Source organism: Flavobacterium humidisoli (genome assembly GCF_023272795.1).
Lineage (GTDB): Bacteria > Bacteroidota > Bacteroidia > Flavobacteriales > Flavobacteriaceae > Flavobacterium > Flavobacterium humidisoli.
In genome coordinates this window covers 2,945,693-2,963,531 of record NZ_CP096829.1, presented here as the reverse complement: position 1 = coordinate 2,963,531, position 17,839 = coordinate 2,945,693, and the positions used below count along the sequence as shown (strand labels likewise).

Below are 17,839 nucleotides of genomic sequence, written 5' to 3'. Positions count from 1 at the left end.
CATATTTTAGCCTACAATGAGAGAAATCGCCTTTATAAAACAAAACAGAGAAAAATGGCTCGAGTTTGAGCTGGCAATTTTTGGTAAAGCTAAAAAAAATCCTGATGAATTAGCTAATTTGTACATTCAAATGATGAATGATTTATCTTACGCACAAACGTATTACCCTAAAAGTAAAACGGTTGTATATCTGAATCATCTCGCTTCTCAGATTTATCAAAAGATTTATAAAACCAAACGCACAGACCAGAATCGAGTTATAGATTTTTTTAAAATCGAAGTTCCTCTATTGGTCTACGAATACAGAAGGTATTTGATATATGCTTTTGCTTTGTTTTTTGTTACTGTTTCAATCGGAGTTCTTTCTGCTCGCTATGATCGTGATTTTGTACGTCTGATTTTAGGCGACGAATATGTCAATATGACTTTAGAAAACATCAAAAAAGGTAATCCGATGGCCGTATATGGTTCTGGAAGTAATTGGGGAAGTTTTATTGGAATTACTGTAAACAACTTATTTGTAGGTGCCAAATGCTATTTCTACGGTATTTTTGCAGGAATCGGAACTTTTAATGTTTTTCTTCAAAACTGTATCATGCTGGGTTCTTTTCAATATTTTTTCTACGAACAGGGCGTTTTCTGGAAAAGTGTTCGAGGAATTTGGATTCACGGTTCTATGGAAATTTTCGCGATTGTAATCGAAACTACTGCTGGGTTTATTTTAGGCGCTTCTATCCTATTCCCTAAAACTTTTTCGAGAATGAATTCTTTTAAAATTGGTTTCAAAAATAGCTTCAAAATTTTCTTAAGCACTTTTCCTTTTACTATAAGCGCGGGATTTCTGGAAGGTTTTATCACAAGATATTCTATCGATATGCCCAATTGGCTAAGCAGTTTTATTATCTTATTTACGCTCGCAATAATTTCATTTTATTACTTGATATACCCTTTTATAGTACACAAAAAAATTCATTCTTTAACTGCCGAAAAACTTTAAGACCAAGTAATGACAAGATTATTATTTATTTTATCTTTTCTTTTGTGCTGTGGTATTTCTCAGGCTCAGGATTCTATTCCTATTACTGAAGATCCTCCAAAAATTACTGCAATTAAATATACCGAAAAGGACATCCAAATAGATTCTGGAACTGTAGAAGCAAGACATTTTGAAAAGAATTTCAAGAAAAAATATACCGATAAAGAATTTATTTACGAATACAAAGCTCCCGAAAAAAATTGGTGGGATCACTTTAAGCATTGGCTAGCAAGGCAAATTTTTAATTTATTTAATTTCAGCAGCCTAAAAACATCGCTAAATTTTGTTGCTATTTTATTCAGAATAATTGCTGTCTTGGTGGTAATTGTTTTGATTTATTTTATTGCAAGAGCCTTAACCAAACAAGAAGGAAGATGGATTTTTGGAAAAAATGCCAACAAAAAAACATTATTCTATTCTGATGCAGAGAAAAACATTCATCTTTTAGATTTTGAAAAACTCATTAAAGAAAGCATCGAGGCGGGCGAAAGAAGAATTGCAATTCGATATTATTATTTATGGCTTTTAAAGGTAATGGCGCAGAATAATTATATTGAATGGGATATCGAAAAAACCAATTCTGATTATTTGTACGAATTGCACAACCCCGCTCATAAAGAAGAGTTCACCTATCTTTCTTATTTATACAATTATATTTGGTACGGCGAATTTGAAATTGACGACCTAGTATTTAGAAAGACTGAAAACAGATTTAAAAAAGCATTAAAAACCTTTGGTAATGGATAATAAAGTTAAAATATACATTGCTATTCTGGTTTTAATTTTCGGAATAACATTATTAGTAGACAAAGGACAGCCAAAACCTATTGATTGGACGCCTACGTACTCTGTTGATGATAAAATTCCGTTTGGTTTATACATTTTTGATCATGAAGCAGACGGACTTTTCAAACAAAAAGTAGAAAGAATTTCGACACAAACTCCTTACGAATACCTAGATTCGCAATACGATGCAAGAGAGAATGTAGAAACGTATAAAATAAAAGGAACTTTTGTTAACATTTCTGAAGTAAATAATATTGACGAGCAGTCAATGAAAGAAATTTTATATTTTGTTTCTCACGGAAATAATGCTTTTCTAAGTATGAAAGTATTTCCGAAAGTATTGCTGGATTCTTTAAAAATAGAATTAAAAACTGATTTTATGCCCGTTGACAGCGTTTCGGTTTGGATGGCAAATAAAAAAGTAAACTCTAAAAAATATACTCTTAATACAGGGTTAAGCGATTACTTTTCAAAAATAGACACTTTAAACACTAAAGTTTTAGGCTATCAAAATAGTACTAAAAACAAAAGACAAATCAATTTTATAGAAGTGCCTTATAAAAATGGTTATCTCTATCTGCACACGCAGCCAGTAGCTTTTACCAATTACAATCTGCTGAAAAAAAACTATTATCAGTACACCGAAAATCTAGTCTCCTATATTCCAAAAGGAAATATTTTTTGGTACAATAAAAGCTTTAACGACCAACGAATTTCAAGTTCTCCGTTGCGATATATCTGGAGTCAGCCCGCTTTAAAATCGGCTTGGTATTTAGGCATAATCGGAATTATTATTTTTATGATTTTCAATGCAAAACGAAAACAACGCATTGTTCCGATTATAAAACCGTTACAGAATTTAACTGTTGAATTTACCAAAACAGTTGGAAATCTATATTATCAGGAAGGTGATCACACTAATATTATTGATAAAAAGATTATTTACTTTTTAGAAAAAATTAGAACCGATTACTTGCTTGATACCACCAAACTCGATGACGATTTTATAACTAAATTACATTATAAAACAGGAAAAGACGAAAAAGATATTCGAGACTTGGTGCAATTAATTAATGACCACCGAAATAGTTATCACGGAAGTCTAGAAGAAGACCTTCTCAGAATAAACAAAGCAATAGAAAAGATTTTACATTAACTAAAATAGTTTGCCGCGGATTGACTAAAAATCCTTTTTAATCCTTTAAATCAGTGGCTAAAAAAATAAAAACAGACCAAATTATGGACGATATCAATACAACATCAAGTGAAATCACAAACGAAAATGTGAATTTTGAAACGAGAATTAACTTAGCGCCTCTATTAGAACACGTAAACACGATTAAGAAAGAAATAGAAACGGTAATTGTTGGTCAGCACAAAATGGTTGATCAGCTTTTGGTGGCTATTTTATCAAACGGTCACGTTCTTTTAGAAGGTGTTCCTGGAGTTGCCAAAACAATTACGGCTAAATTATTGGCTAAAACGTTAAACATTGGTTTCAGTAGAATACAGTTTACGCCCGATTTAATGCCTTCTGATATCCTAGGAACTTCAATTTTCAATCTGAAAAACTCAGAATTTGAATTCAAAAAAGGGCCAATTTTTTCTAATTTGATTTTAATTGATGAGATCAATCGTGCTCCTGCAAAAACACAGGCTGCTCTTTTTGAAGTTATGGAAGAACGCCAAATTACAATCGACGGATCTGGTTATCAATTAGAAACTCCGTTTTTGGTAATTGCAACGCAAAACCCAATTGAACAAGAAGGCACGTATCGTTTGCCTGAAGCGCAATTGGACCGTTTTCTCTTCAAGATCACTATCGATTATCCAAAATTAAACGAAGAAATTTTGATCATTCAGAGAGAACATTCTTTACAAGATCACGGAAAATTAGATGCGATAAAAACAATTCTTTCTTCTGATGAAATTAAGCAATATCAAGGTTTAGTAAAACAAATTAGAGTAGAACAAAACTTACTCGAATACATTGCCAGAATCGTGGTTAATACACGCGAAAATGCCTTTTTATATTTAGGAGCTTCGCCTCGTGCTTCGATTGCTATTTTGAACGCCTCAAAAGGTTTTGCTGCAATCCGCGGACGTGATTTCGTTACGCCTGAGGACATTAAAGAAGCTGCAATTCCTGTTTTACAGCATCGTGTTATTGTTGCGCCTGAACGTGAAATGGAAGGAATTACAAGCTCTGAAATTATTAAACAGATTATCGAAACAGTAGAAATTCCGAGATAATCCTTAATGGTGAATGGTGAGATGGCTTTGACTTTGCTAAGTCTAACAACTTGAAACTTTAAACCAGAAAGAAAAGAAAACTTGAAACAAAAAAAATGAAATTCATAAAAAGTCTGTATCTGAACAATTTCTTTTTCTATGTGCTAATAGGCATTATAGGATTGTTTATCTGTGCCTTTATTTTTCCAAATATGTATAATGCAGTTTGGTTATTGGTTTTAGGTTTGGTTACTTTTTTAGGACTTGACATTTTACTTTTATATTTATCGCGAATAGGACTTGAAGCAGAAAGAATTACGCCCGAAAAATTATCGAACGGAGATTTAAATCCAATTACAATCCATCTTAAAAATCATTATACTTTTCCTATTTCTGTTAAGATTATTGATGAAATTCCGTTTCAATTTCAGATTCGTGACTTCAAAATAAAAAAAACAATAAAAGCAGCCACGCAAAAAGAAGTTGGTTACGATCTACGTCCAACAGAACGTGGAGAATACCATTTCGGTTCTTTAAACATTTACGTTTCCTCGCCTTTAAGACTTATTTCTAGAAGATTTTCTTTTGATAATAATCAAATGGTTCCAACCTATCCTTCTTATATTCAATTAAGAAAATACGATTTGATTGCTTTTTCAAACAATCTATTTCAATACGGAATCAAAAAAATACGCCGAATAGGCCATACTATGGAATTTGAGCAGATCAAGGAATATGTCCAGGGAGATGATTTACGAACATTGAACTGGAAAGCGACTGCAAAAAGAAACTCCTTGATGGTGAATCAGTATCAGGATGAAAAATCGCAGTCGGTTTATATGGCAATCGACAAAGGTCGTGTCATGCAAATGCCTTTTGACGGATTAAGTTTGTTGGATTATGCTATTAATTCTTCTTTAGTTTTATCAAATGTGATTCTGAAAAAACAGGACAAAGCGGGACTATTTTCTTTTTCTAAAAAAGTAGAAAATAGAGTTTTTGCAGAAAGAAGAGGTTCTCAAATGCAAAAGATCCTAGAAACTTTATACAACGTAAAAACCGATTTTTTCGAAAGCGATTACAGCCGATTATATGTTGACATTAAGAAAAATATCAATCAGAGAAGTTTAATTATTCTGTACACGAATTTTGAAACAATGGACGGTCTAAATCGCCAATTGCCTTATTTAAAAGGAATTGCAAAAAGCCATTTATTGGTTGTGGTTTTCTTTAGCAATACAGAATTAAACAGCATCATCAATAAAAAAACAACTACAATTCAGGAAGTTTACGACAAAGTAATTGCCGAAAAATTCATGTTCGAAAAACGATTAATTGTAAACGAATTGAAGAAATACGGAATACATTCTGTCTTAACACAACCAGAAAATCTTACTCTTGACGCTATTAATAAATATCTGGAGATTAAGTCGAGAGGGATTTTATAGCCATGCTTAATCTGTTAACTTATGGTTATTTTAAAGACTGGATTTACTATTATCTCTTTTATTAAATTAGTTTTGAAAGAAAATAACAATCTCAAAATAACAACATAAAAACAGATAAAAAATGAAAAAAGCAATTCTATTTCTGTTCATCTTACTAAGCATTCAATCTCAAGCCCAAAAGACAGAAAACATCATTATTATCACTACAGATGGTTTCAGATGGCAAGAAGTCTTTAAAGGCATTGATCCTGCGATTGCCAATGATAAAAAATTCAATCAAGGAGACAGCGCTTACATTTATAAAAAATATAGTGATTCTGATATCAAAGAAGCTCGTAAAAAGCTAATGCCTTTTTTCTGGTCTGAAATCGCTTCGAAAGGTCAGATTTACGGAAATAGAGATTTAGGTAATAAAGTTGATGTAGCCAATCCATATTGGTTTAGTTATCCTGGATATAGTGAAATTATGACTGGAAATGTTGACCTGAAAGTCAATTCAAACGGTTACAAAGCCAATCCAAATGTCAATGTTTTAGAGTTTTTAAATCAACAATCTAAACTAAAAGGAAAAGTTGCCGCTTTTGGCGCGTGGGATGCTTTTGACAGAATCTTGAATGAAGAAAGAAGTGGTTTTCCGGTAATTTCTGCTTTTGATAAAGTAGGAGGAAATAAGCCAACTGCAACGCAAAAACTGCTTAACGAAATGCGTGACAACTCCTATAAGCCTTTTCACCAAGACGAATGTTTAGATGTTTTTACACATTATCAGGCATTAGACGAATTAAAAAACAAAAAAACAAAAGTGCTTTATATTGCCTATGGCGAAACCGACGAGTGGGCGCATCACGCACAATATCGTTCGTATTTAGATGCGGCAAATCAGGTAGACAAATGGATTCAGGAAATCTGGAATTTTGTTCAAAACGATCCACAATACAAAAACAAAACAACTTTATTGATAACCGTAGATCACGGCCGAGGCGACAAAGTAAAAGCGCAATGGACCGATCACGGTTCTGATGTAGCAGGTGCATCTGAAATTTGGTTTGCCGCAATGGGACCCGAAATTGTTCCAAAAGGTGAAATCAAAACAAATTCTCAACTTTATCAGAAACAGTTTGCTCAAACTTTAGCAAAAATTATGGGTTACGATTTCAAAACGGATCATCCTGTAGAAACTGAGATCAAAGAAATTTTCGAGAAATAGTTTTTTTTCTGCCACGAATTACACGAATTTTCACGAATTAGAATTAGTGTAATTTATGAAATTCGTGGCAAAAAAATACTGCTATATCTACAAGGTTTTAAAAACCTTGCGAGAAGAAAAAAACTCTGTACCTTTGCCACGCTGCAACTTTGAGCTTTAAAAAAATGAAACAAATCACTTCAATTCAAAATCCGTTTATCAAATCTTTGGTTTTACTTCAAGAAAAAGGAAAGGCCAGAAAACAAACTGGAACATTTTTGATTGAAGGGCAACGTGAAATTTCATTGGCCATAAAAGGCGGTTACGAAATCGAAACGGTTTTATTTTTACCCGAATTAGTTTCAGAAAGCGAAATCAATAAACTGATTCAAAATTCTTTTCAAATTATAGAAATCAATAAAGAGGTTTACCAAAAATTGGCGTATCGTGATACAACGGAAGGGATTTTAGCTGTTGCGAGAACCAAATCATTGAAATTATCAGATTTAAAATTATCTAAAAATCCATTGATTTTAGTGGTAGAATCTTTAGAAAAACCAGGCAATATTGGTGCTGTTTTACGTACTGCTGATGCAGCTAATTTAGATGCTGTTTTAATCGCTAATCCAAAAAGTGATTTGTATAACCCTAATATTGTGCGTTCTAGCGTTGGCTGTTTGTTTACCAATCAAATTGCAACAGGAACGACTTCTGAAATAATTTCATTTTTAAAAGAAAAAAAGATCAATTTCTACAGCGCAACTTTGCAAAATTCAACTTCATATCATACTCAAAACTTCACTACTCCAACCGCTTTGGTCGTTGGTACAGAAGCAACAGGTTTAACTCAAGAATGGCGCGACGAAGCCACTCAAAATATCATTATTCCAATGCAAGGAGAAATCGACAGCATGAATGTGTCTGTTGCTGCTGCAATTTTAATTTTCGAAGCAAAAAGACAAAGAGGTTTTTGATTTTTGATTTTTGATTTTTGATTTTTGATTTTTGATTTTTGATTTTTGATTTTTGATTTTTGATTTTTGATTTTTGATTTTTGATTTTTGATTTTTGATTTTTGATTTTCTAAAAATCGCTTCGCTCCTTTTTGAAATTTGGAATTTAAAAAAATTGGAATTTTATCTCTCCAAAAATCTAAAATCTTCACTCTAAAATCTACAATAATATGGCCTTGCGTATGTTCAAACTAATTCTTATTTTTAGTACTTGAACTATGCCGTTATGACAGAAATAGATATTGAAAAAGAAAACAAAGCTATTGCGCAGGAATACAAAGAATTACTCCGAATAAGTTACCAAACTTTAAGCCCAACAGACAAAAAATTAATTCGAAAAGCTTTTGATGTAGCCGTTGATGCCCACAAAGAACAGAGACGTAAATCGGGCGAAGCGTATATCTTTCATCCTATTGCAGTTGCAAAAATTGTTGCCTCAGAAATTGGTCTGGGAGCGACCTCTATCGCCGCGGCCTTATTACACGATGTTGTTGAAGACACTCCTGTAACTGTTGATGAAATAGAACGTCTATTCAATCCGAAAGTGGCACAGCTTGTCGAAGGCTTAACAAAGATTTCATTAGTTCAAAAAGATTTGAATGCTTCTATGCAGGCTGAGAATTTTAGAAAAATGATTCTGACATTGAATGATGATGTTCGTGTAATTTTGATCAAATTGGCCGATCGTTTGCATAATATGCAAACCATGGATTCGATGGCGGAATACAAACAAACCAAAATTGCTTCTGAAACGCTATATATTTATGCTCCTCTAGCCCACCGTTTGGGACTTTATAACATTAAAACCAAACTTGAAGATTTAGGATTAAAATATACAGAACCGGCAGTTTATAACGATATTGTAAGCAAGATTCGTGAAACAAAAGAAGAACAAGATGCTTACATCAAAGATATTTCAGATGTTTTAAAGAAATCTTTAGATAGCGAAGGTGTAGACTATATCATCAAAGGAAGACCAAAATCTATTTATTCTATTCGTCGAAAAATGCGTGCGCAAAACGTGACTTTTGACGAAGTTTATGATAAGTTCGCACTTAGAATTGTGTACAAAGCCGATCCGCATGAAGAAAAATTCATTGCCTGGAAAATATATTCTATCGTAACAGATCATTATCGCCCTAGCCCTAGCCGTTTGCGCGACTGGATTTCATCACCAAAATCAACTGGTTATGAAGCGCTTCACATTACGGTTATGGGACCAAAAGGACGCTGGGTCGAAGTTCAAGTTCGAAGTGAACGTATGGACGAAATTGCAGAAAAAGGTTATGCAGCGCATTATAAATATAAAAACGGCGCAACAGAAGAAAGCGGTTTAGACACTTGGCTGAATCTTCTTCGCGAAGCGTTGGAAAATCCGGAAACCAATGCGGTCGATTTTGTGGAAGACTTCAAAATGAATCTGTATTCTAAAGAAATCTTCGTTTTTACTCCAAAAGGAGAAATCAAATCACTGCCCAAAGGTGCGACTTCTCTTGATTTTGCTTTCAGCATTCACTCTGAAATCGGAATTAAAACTCGCGGAACTCGTGTAAATGGAAGACTAGTTCCTTTAAATTACGAATTAAAAAGTGGTGATCAGGTGGAAGTAATTACTTCTCCAAACCAAAAGCCGACTGTAAACTGGCTAGAATACGTAACGACTTCAAGAGCTAAAAATAAAATTAAAAACGTTCTTAACGAGAACACTAAAAAAATTGCAGAAGAAGGAAAAGAATTACTTGTTAGAAAGTTAAAACATTTAAAAGTTACGTTTAACGAACAGGTAACAAATGAGTTAGTTAACTTCTTTAAACTAAAAACAAGTTTAGATTTATTTTATAGAGTTGGAATTGGCGCAATCGAAAATCAGCAGTTAAAGGATTATGCGGCGCAGAAAAGCAATTCGTTTATCAATTTCTTTAAAAATAAAATTAAACGAACGAAAGATACCGCAGATGAGGATATTCACAAACCAGTTATTAGCAGCAACTATGACATGCTGGTTTTTGGAACCGAACATGATAAATTAGACTATAAACTTTCGCAATGCTGTAATCCAATTCCTGGTGATGATGTTTTTGGTTTTGTTACCATTAATGAAGGAATAAAAGTGCATAAAAAAGACTGTCCGAACGCGATCGGAATGCAGTCTAATTATGCGTATAGAATCATGAGCGCCAAGTGGATTGATTCTTCACAAGAGGAATTCAAAGCCATTATCAATATTACAGGGATGGATGTTTTAGGACTTACCAACCAATTGACAAAAGTAATTTCAAACAATATGAGCGTAAATATTCAAAGTATTTCGCTTAGTACAGATGCTGGAATTTTCCACGGACAAGTTGCCGTAATTGTTAAAAACAATACAATTTTAAAGAAAATGATCAGCGCCATCAAGAAAATTGACGGAGTTGATAAGGTTACTAGAGAGTATCGAACTTAAACTAATCAACAAACATTAATCATGAAAAATGAATCTTTGGAAATTCCCAAAGTAGCATTTGATGAAAATGGAGAGCTTTTAATTACTGCTTCTAAATCTTCATCAAAAGATGATTTTGATTTTTTTCAAGGAAAATCTGTTATTCGCAACAGAAAATTAAAATCCAGATTAACGAATTGCGATGAGTGGATTGAATTTCCTTCAACACAGGAAATGTACAAGATTCTAAATGGAATTGGAAACATTGATAATTTTCTAGCCACTTTTGATGGAAAACCTTTTGAAGGTATGACGGTAAGATTATTTAATCCGATAACAAAATTGTGGAGCATTTACTGGTCAGATTCTACTACGGGAACATTAGACAAACCTGTAGTTGGCTCTTTTGAAAATAAGGTTGGACATTTTTTTTCTAAAGATGTTTTTGATGAAAAACCCGTTCTTCAAGTATTTCGATGGGATGCCCGAGACGAAAAGAATCCGATCTGGAGCCAAGCAATGTCTGATGACAAAGGAGAAACTTGGGAATGGAACTGGTATATGTTTATGACGAAATCAAGTTAGCCATTGTTAGTTTTATCATAAATTAAAAAAATTATGTTAATTAAACCAAATTAGGCTTTCAAAATATTTTTGACGTAAAAGCCTGTGTTTAGTGCATTATGACTAATCAAAAACATGTTTAAACGTTAAACTTTAAACCCGAAACTTTTATTCATTAAAAATAAAAAATTATCTTTGCCGGATATGACACTTATTTCAACTGACAACACTAAGAATCAAGAAATTGTAAAAAATGTTTTTACACTATATCTTGAGCAAAAAGGGCATCGCAAAACTCCTGAGCGTTATGCTATACTTCAGGAAATTTACGATAGCGAGGAGCATTTTGATATAGAAAACCTTTACATCAAAATGAAAAACAAAAACTATCGTGTGAGTAGAGCCACTTTATACAACACGATCGAGTTATTGTTGGACTGCGCTTTGGTTAGAAAACATCAATTTGGACAAAATCAGGCTTACTACGAAAAATCATATTTTGATAAACAGCACGATCATATCATTATGACAGATTCTGGTGAGGTAATCGAATTTTGTGATCCAAGAATTCAGACCATCAAAAAGACTATCGAAGAAATTTTTGATATTGAAATTACAAATCACTCGCTTTATTTCTACGGAAACAAAAAGCAAAATTCAAATTCTTAGTCTTTTAAAAAATTAGACTTTTCGAAAAAATTAAAAAAAAAATAAAATTAACTACATAATCAGTAGGGCAACTTAGATTGCCTCAACGCAAATTAAAACAGAATGACCGTAGATTTATTACTAGGATTACAATGGGGAGATGAAGGTAAAGGAAAAATTGTTGACGTACTTACCTCAAATTACGATATTATTGCACGTTTCCAAGGAGGACCAAATGCAGGACATACACTAGAATTTGATGGAATTAAACACGTACTAAGAACGATTCCTTCTGGAATTTTTCATAAAAATTCAGTAAATATCATCGGAAATGGTGTTGTAATTGACCCTGTAGTTTTCCAAAAAGAAATCGAAGGTTTAGAGAAATTCAATCTTGATATCAAAAGCAAATTAATTATCTCTAGAAAAGCACACTTAATTTTACCAACTCACCGTTTGCTTGATGCAGCTTCTGAAGCTTCTAAAGGAAAAGCAAAAATTGGTTCTACCCTTAAAGGAATTGGGCCAACTTACATGGACAAAACTGGTAGAAATGGTTTACGTGTTGGAGATATCGAATTAGAAGATTTCAAAGAGCGTTACAGAGCTTTAGCTGACAAACATGAGGCAATGATTGCTTTTTATGATGTTGCTATTCAATATAATTTAGCTGAATTAGAAAAAGAATTCTTTGAAGCTATTGAAGAACTTAAAAAATTAGATTTTATTGACAGTGAAGAATACATGCACCAAGCTCAAAAAGCTGGAAAATCTATTCTTTGCGAAGGTGCTCAAGGATCTTTATTAGATGTTGATTTCGGAACTTATCCTTTCGTAACTTCATCAAACACTACTGCTGCTGGAGCTTGTACTGGTTTAGGAATTGCTCCTAACAAAATCAAAGAAGTTTACGGAATTTTCAAAGCTTACGTGACACGTGTAGGTAGCGGACCTTTCCCAACTGAACTTTTTGACGAAGTTGGTGCTACAATGGCAAAAGTTGGTAACGAGTTTGGTTCTGTAACTGGAAGACAAAGACGTTGCGGATGGTTAGACCTTGTTGCTTTAAAATATGCAGTTCAAGTAAATGGAGTTACGCAGTTAATGATGATGAAAGGTGATGTTCTTTCTGGTTTTGAGACTTTGAAAGTTTGTACAGAGTACAACTATAAAGGTCAAAACATTTCTCACTTTCCTTACAATATTGAACCAGAAAATGTTACTCCGGTTTACAAAGAGTTTAAAGGATGGAAACAAGATTTAACAGGATTGACAACTTACGATCAATTACCTATTGAGCTAAAAGAATATATTGAGTTTATTGAAAAAGAAATCGAAGTGCCAATCAAAATTGTATCGGTTGGACCAGACAGAAAGCAAACAATAACAAAATAATACATTTAAACGCTCTGATAATCAGGGCGTTTTTTTTATGAAATAATTTTTCAAAATGAGAAAGAATCCAGAAATCGAAATAACAGACACTAAATTACTATCAGATAATTGGTACGTATTAAACAAAGTTACTTTCAACTACAAAAAAGAAAACGAAAAAACGGAATCACATATTCGTGAAGTTTACGATCGTGGAAATGGCGCTGGAATATTATTATACAATACCGCTAAAAAAACAGTCGTACTAACGAGACAATTTCGTTTGCCAACTTATCTTAACGGAAACAAAACCGGAATGATGATTGAGGTTTGCGCTGGACTTTTGGACAAAGACAATGCAGAACAAGCTATTATTCGCGAAACAGAAGAAGAAACAGGATATCGTTTAAAAAAGGTCCAAAAAGTAATCGAAACGTATATGTCACCTGGATCTGTAACAGAGATTTTATATCTTTTCGTTGGAGAATATGACGAAAGTATGAAAGTTAGTTCAGGAGGCGGATTGGATGCTGAACAGGAAAATATCGAGGTTTTAGAGTATACTTTTGATGAAGCTTATGCAATGATTGAATCGGGCGAAATTACAGATGCAAAGACTATTATGCTTTTGCAGCATGCTAAAATAAAAGGTTTGATTTAGACAATTATCAACTTAGTAAAAATGTAAATCCCGAAACCAATTCAAAAAATTATGTAACCCTTTTCAGCTATCATATTTATAACTTTATATTCATAAAAATACGACCTATGAAAAAGTTATATTACACAGCAAACGTACTACTAATCTTGATGTTGGTTTTATTAGGTTCTTGCAAAAAAACCGATACGATAACATTGACTGAGAACAAAAAAGAGAAAAAGAAAGTAATTGAATATAAAAAACCAGAAACCGTTTCTTATCAAATTGAAAAAACAAAAGAATGGCTGAAGCTTAATGAAGCTGATAGTTCAAAAATGGATATTGTCTACGCTTTAAACCGAACTGATAAGGCCAATTTCAAAAAACTGGATTCTGTTGTAATTCCAGCAGATTTTAGCGGGGATTTGGTTTATTATCTTCCGTTCCCAATTCATGTTTCGGCTTTAGAGGAAGTTTCAAAAATTATTCTTTTTTCTTATCCAACTCAAACTTTTGCGGCTTACGAAAATGGCGAATTAGTTAGAACAGGACCAACAAATATGGGAAGAAAAAAAGATCCTACTCCAACAGGATTATTTTTCACCAATTGGAAAGCAGAAAAAACAACCAGCACTTTTAATGACGAATGGGACTTGAAATGGAATTTTAATATCGAAAATAAATTAGGAGTTGGCTTTCACGAATATGATTTGCCTGGATATCCTGCTTCTCATTCTTGTTTGCGATTATTAGAAAAAGATGCTAAATACCTTTACAAATTTGCTGACGAATGGATTCTAAAAGACAAGGAAAATGTAAAAGTAAAAGGTACGCCTGTAATCGTTTTTGGAAGTTATGATTTTGATGGACCAAAACCTTGGCTTCAATTGGCTTCAGATCCAGAAGCTTTAAATATTCCAGTTTCTGAAATCGAAACTCAGGTAAAACCATTTTTAAAAGAAATTTTAGAAAACCAAAACCTAAGAGAAGCCGAACCAACAAAAACTTTGTAAAATATACTATATATAAAAAATCAGCTGAAGCAAGTAAATATTGTTTTCAGCTGATTTTTTTTAGGCTAAAGCTTTCCTCCACACGCTTTTCAAAACCCCCAGCTAAAACTGGAAGCAATTCAGATTTTCAAACTTCTAAACCTTTGTCCCTTTGCAACTTTAAACCTTTGTTGCTAAAAACAAAAACCTTAGAATCTCAGCGTCTTAGGATCTAAGAAACTAAAAAAAGCACATAAATAAGCGATCGTTCATTTATTATTTATATCTTTGCATTATAATTAGTTAGAATTATGAGAACACGAGATATAAATAAAGAAGAAACTGTAAAGCAAAAAGCAATAGAAATGATCGTTACACAAGGTGTAGAAGGCTTTGGAATGAATCGTTTGGCTAAAGAATGCGGCGTTTCTGTAGCAACACTTTACATCTATTATTCAGATAAAGAAGATTTAATTCGCAAAATTGGAATTGAAATCGGTCAAAATTTCTTTGAAAAAATGTTTGATGGTTTCGTTACAAATATGTCTTTTAGAGATGGATTACGAAATCAATGGGAAAATCGTATTTATTTCAATCTAAATTTTCCGCTACAAACTACCTGTTTTGAACTTTTAAGACATTCCACTTACGGCGATGCAATCCTCCAAGAAGTAACAGGAAAGTACAAGCAAATGATGACTGAATTTATGGTTTTGGCAATTGAGCGAAAAGAGCTCATTTCTGTGCCTTATGAAGTATTTTGGAGTATTGCTTACGGCTCACTTTATTCTCTTTTAGAATTTCATAGAGATGGAAAATCAATGTCTGGAAAATCTTTCGTTCTTAATGACAAGATTAAAAATGAAGCTTTTAATCTTGTTTTAAAAGCATTAACTCCTTGATTAAAATTCAATCGCAATTTCAATCGCAATAACAATAACAGATTTAAATACAATATAATTTCAATAAAATGAAAACTTCAATTATAGAAAATAAAAAAATCGCCATTATTGGCGGCGGACCTGTGGGGCTAACCACTGCACGAATTTTACAAATAAACGGTGCCGATGTTAAGGTTTATGAAAGAGACATTAATGCACAAGCCAGAACATCTGGAGGAACTTTGGACATTCATTCTGATTCTGGTCAATATGCGATTCAGAAGGCAGATTTAATGGAGGAATTTAAAAAATACGCGCGGCCAACTGGAGAGAAAATGGCTGATATGAACGGAAATATTACTTCTGACGAAATGCCTGATGAAACCAATGCTTTTTCACGCCCAGAAATTGACCGAAATGATCTTCGAAAAATTATGTTGGAGAATCTAACCCAAAATACTGTTGTTTGGGATAGTCAATTGATTAATATTGAAAAAACTGAAAATCAATATGTTTTAGAATTCAAAAATGGCACGACAACAACTGCCGATTTTGTAATCGTTGCAAATGGCGGAAGATCGAACGCTAGAAAATTCGTGAGCGATCAAGAACCTCAACTTTCTGGAACTTATATTATTCAAGGAGAAATTCTGAATCCTGACAAAGATTATCCAGAATTTAAACCAAAATACGGAAACGGAAATGTGATGGCAATGGGAGAACACAAAATGTTTTACACCCATACCATGCGAGACGGCTCAGTACATTTCGGAGTTTCTTTTAAAGCCGATGAAGATTGGATTTCGAACCACGAAATTAATTTTGAAGATGATCAAGCTGTGATTTCATTTTTAAACGAAAAGTTTAAAAACTGGGGAGACGATTATAAAAAATTCTTTGCCGCCTCTACGGAGTTTTCTGGCTTGCCTTTACGATTGTTTTCTTTGGAAGAATCTTGGAAAGAACATTCAAACATTACACTTGTTGGCGATGCAGCACATTTAATGCCTCCATTTGCAGGTGAAGGTGTAAATATGGGCTTGTTTGATGCTTTCCATTTAACTCAAAATTTAACCAACGGAAAATTTGAAACCATTGACGAAGCAATCGCTGATTACGAAAAAAAAATGTTCGGTTACGCATTAGAAGCGCAGCGCATGACAAAGAAAATGGAAGATTTACTGCATTCGAATATTGTGACTGAAGATATTTTGAATAGTAGGTTTTAGTAATTACTAAAATTAATTTGAGTATTTTTCAATATCTTTGAAAGATTAAAACTACAAATAGAATTATGGAGTTAAAACAATCGCTTGATGTTTTTGGAGAATTTTTAGTTAAAAATCTGAGAGATAAAGGAATTGGAAATGCTGAAGCTCTTTTAAGTAATAAATCTAAATCGCCATCAAACTTAAAAACGCAAACTGAAATTGGTCAATTTAATGAATCACAAAAAGATCTAATCAAAGAAATCGTTATTAAAAGCATAGATGGAGCAATTCATGATTTTCTTTTTTCATTACAAGAATTGGCTGATTTTGAAAATAATATTCAAATATTCGTAAATGGCAAAAATATCGTTGAACTTAGCGATGGTATTCATGGAGAATCTTTTTCAGAAAATGGATGGAATGCTAAATTTAGCAAGTACGGAGCAAAAGAATAAAATGATAAGTTGTTTTAAATTCTTACTTTCGTTTTAGACAAGTGGAAAATCCACATTAAAAACAATTATGAAACAACTATTCTTCTTTCTTTTTATTTGCACAGCCACTTTAAGTTATGGCCAATCTAATCAAATTTTAGATTTTAAAGCTGGGTATGCTCCAGAAACCCATTATCTTCAGACCACGATTAATTCATCCGATTATGAGGTTATGTATTCTGGTAGCGAAACGTTCTTAGAAACCTTAAAGAATAATCAAGTACAAAATCCTTCTAAAATAAAGACTGTCTTTAATTTAGAAACGCTTTCTAAAACTGGTAAAAGTGATAAAAGTGGCAATTTCCTAATAACAATTGAATACCTGAAATCAGTAGATTTAGATGGAAAAACTATAATTCCAAACGGCACCCTCATTTATGGAAAAGCTTCATCATCTACTATGCCAGAAATAGATTCTATTGTTTCAAAAGACATGGAAGAGAATTTTAAAAATACTGTTTTTCAAATGGTTAAAAATACATTTTCACAATTGGCTCTTCCGCATAAAAAACTAAAAATAGGCGAATCTTTTACTCAAGAAAGCCCCTTGACATTGCCTATCGCAGGCATAAATATTGAAATGCAAATTACTACTGTGTACATTCTAAAAAGCATACATTCAAAAAATGCTTTCTTTGATATTACGCAGACTTACACAATGAAGATGTCTGACAACAGATTTGAGACCAACGGATCTGGGATTGGAAAAGGCAATTTGATTTATGATATACCCAATCATTTTATAAGTGAGAACAATTTAGAAATGGATTTTACTCTCGGCTTAAAACACACTGATTTTTCCTTAGATTTAAAATCTAAAAGTGATTTCAAACAAACATCAACCATATCAAAAGGCAAATAAAAAAAGGCGTAAGAAACTAAATCTTGCGCCTTTTGTTTTATATCAAA

17 protein-coding genes are annotated in these 17,839 nt (G+C 32.9%); all 17 read left to right on the top strand.

Translation table 11 applies throughout. From position 1 onward, the window contains the following. Nucleotides 1-16: 16 nt before the first annotated feature. The 17 genes from M0M44_RS12670 to M0M44_RS12590 all read left to right on the top strand — a co-directional run bounded on the left by M0M44_RS12670 (nt 17) and on the right by M0M44_RS12590 (nt 17,792). Nucleotides 17-997 (top strand): stage II sporulation protein M, encoded by a 981-nt coding sequence (locus M0M44_RS12670; protein WP_248725970.1) that lies wholly within the window; start codon nt 17-19, stop codon nt 995-997. A 9-nt stretch (nt 998-1,006) separates the two neighbouring features. Then, nucleotides 1,007-1,783, top strand: coding sequence for a DUF4129 domain-containing protein (locus M0M44_RS12665; RefSeq protein WP_248725969.1), 777 nt, complete (start codon nt 1,007-1,009; stop codon nt 1,781-1,783). After that, nucleotides 1,776-2,978, top strand: coding sequence for a DUF4350 domain-containing protein (locus M0M44_RS12660; RefSeq protein ID WP_248725968.1), 1,203 nt, complete (start codon nt 1,776-1,778; stop codon nt 2,976-2,978). The genes M0M44_RS12665 and M0M44_RS12660 overlap by 8 nt, the downstream gene beginning before the upstream one ends. Before the next feature lie 83 nt (nt 2,979-3,061). Next, the gene (locus tag M0M44_RS12655) at nt 3,062-4,075 is read left to right on the top strand and encodes an AAA family ATPase (RefSeq protein WP_248725967.1); all 1,014 of its coding nucleotides are present in this window, start codon (nt 3,062-3,064) and stop codon (nt 4,073-4,075) included. Nucleotides 4,076-4,170: 95 nt separating this feature from the next. Beyond that, the gene (locus M0M44_RS12650) at nt 4,171-5,502 is read left to right on the top strand and encodes a DUF58 domain-containing protein (RefSeq protein ID WP_248725966.1); all 1,332 of its coding nucleotides are present in this window, start codon (nt 4,171-4,173) and stop codon (nt 5,500-5,502) included. A gap of 121 nt (nt 5,503-5,623) precedes the next feature. After that, nucleotides 5,624-6,709 (top strand): alkaline phosphatase family protein, encoded by a 1,086-nt coding sequence (locus tag M0M44_RS12645; protein ID WP_248725965.1) that lies wholly within the window; start codon nt 5,624-5,626, stop codon nt 6,707-6,709. Between the two features lie 164 nt (nt 6,710-6,873). Next, entirely contained in the window at nt 6,874-7,662 is a 789-nt protein-coding gene (locus tag M0M44_RS12640) for a TrmH family RNA methyltransferase (protein WP_248725964.1), read from the top strand. A gap of 265 nt (nt 7,663-7,927) precedes the next feature. Continuing rightward, the gene (locus M0M44_RS12635; protein WP_248725963.1) at nt 7,928-10,147 is read left to right on the top strand and encodes a RelA/SpoT family protein; all 2,220 of its coding nucleotides are present in this window, start codon (nt 7,928-7,930) and stop codon (nt 10,145-10,147) included. 21 nt (nt 10,148-10,168) lie between these two features. Continuing rightward, the gene (locus M0M44_RS12630) at nt 10,169-10,711 is read left to right on the top strand and encodes a hypothetical protein (RefSeq protein ID WP_248725962.1); all 543 of its coding nucleotides are present in this window, start codon (nt 10,169-10,171) and stop codon (nt 10,709-10,711) included. Nucleotides 10,712-10,894: 183 nt separating this feature from the next. Then, nucleotides 10,895-11,359 (top strand): Fur family transcriptional regulator, encoded by a 465-nt coding sequence (locus M0M44_RS12625; protein WP_008462215.1) that lies wholly within the window; start codon nt 10,895-10,897, stop codon nt 11,357-11,359. A 102-nt stretch (nt 11,360-11,461) separates the two neighbouring features. Continuing rightward, nucleotides 11,462-12,733, top strand: a complete 1,272-nt coding sequence (locus M0M44_RS12620) for an adenylosuccinate synthase (protein ID WP_198856865.1) — start codon at nt 11,462-11,464, stop codon at nt 12,731-12,733. A 55-nt stretch (nt 12,734-12,788) separates the two neighbouring features. Then, nucleotides 12,789-13,373 (top strand): NUDIX domain-containing protein, encoded by a 585-nt coding sequence (locus M0M44_RS12615; protein WP_248725961.1) that lies wholly within the window; start codon nt 12,789-12,791, stop codon nt 13,371-13,373. A 107-nt stretch (nt 13,374-13,480) separates the two neighbouring features. Next, entirely contained in the window at nt 13,481-14,365 is an 885-nt protein-coding gene (locus M0M44_RS12610) for a L,D-transpeptidase (protein ID WP_248725960.1), read from the top strand. Nucleotides 14,366-14,655: 290 nt separating this feature from the next. After that, complete coding sequence (locus M0M44_RS12605) at nt 14,656-15,246, top strand: TetR/AcrR family transcriptional regulator (protein WP_248725959.1); 591 nt, start codon at nt 14,656-14,658, stop codon at nt 15,244-15,246. 68 nt (nt 15,247-15,314) lie between these two features. Further along, on the top strand, nt 15,315-16,454 hold the full coding sequence (locus tag M0M44_RS12600) for an FAD-dependent oxidoreductase (RefSeq protein ID WP_248725958.1): 1,140 nt from the start codon (nt 15,315-15,317) through the stop codon (nt 16,452-16,454). A gap of 65 nt (nt 16,455-16,519) precedes the next feature. Continuing rightward, the gene (locus M0M44_RS12595; protein ID WP_248725957.1) at nt 16,520-16,891 is read left to right on the top strand and encodes a hypothetical protein; all 372 of its coding nucleotides are present in this window, start codon (nt 16,520-16,522) and stop codon (nt 16,889-16,891) included. Between the two features lie 67 nt (nt 16,892-16,958). Further along, nucleotides 16,959-17,792 carry a hypothetical protein gene (locus tag M0M44_RS12590; RefSeq protein ID WP_248725956.1) on the top strand — a complete coding sequence of 278 codons (834 nt, stop codon included), beginning with the start codon at nt 16,959-16,961 and terminating at the stop codon, nt 17,790-17,792. Nucleotides 17,793-17,839 lie beyond the last annotated feature (47 nt).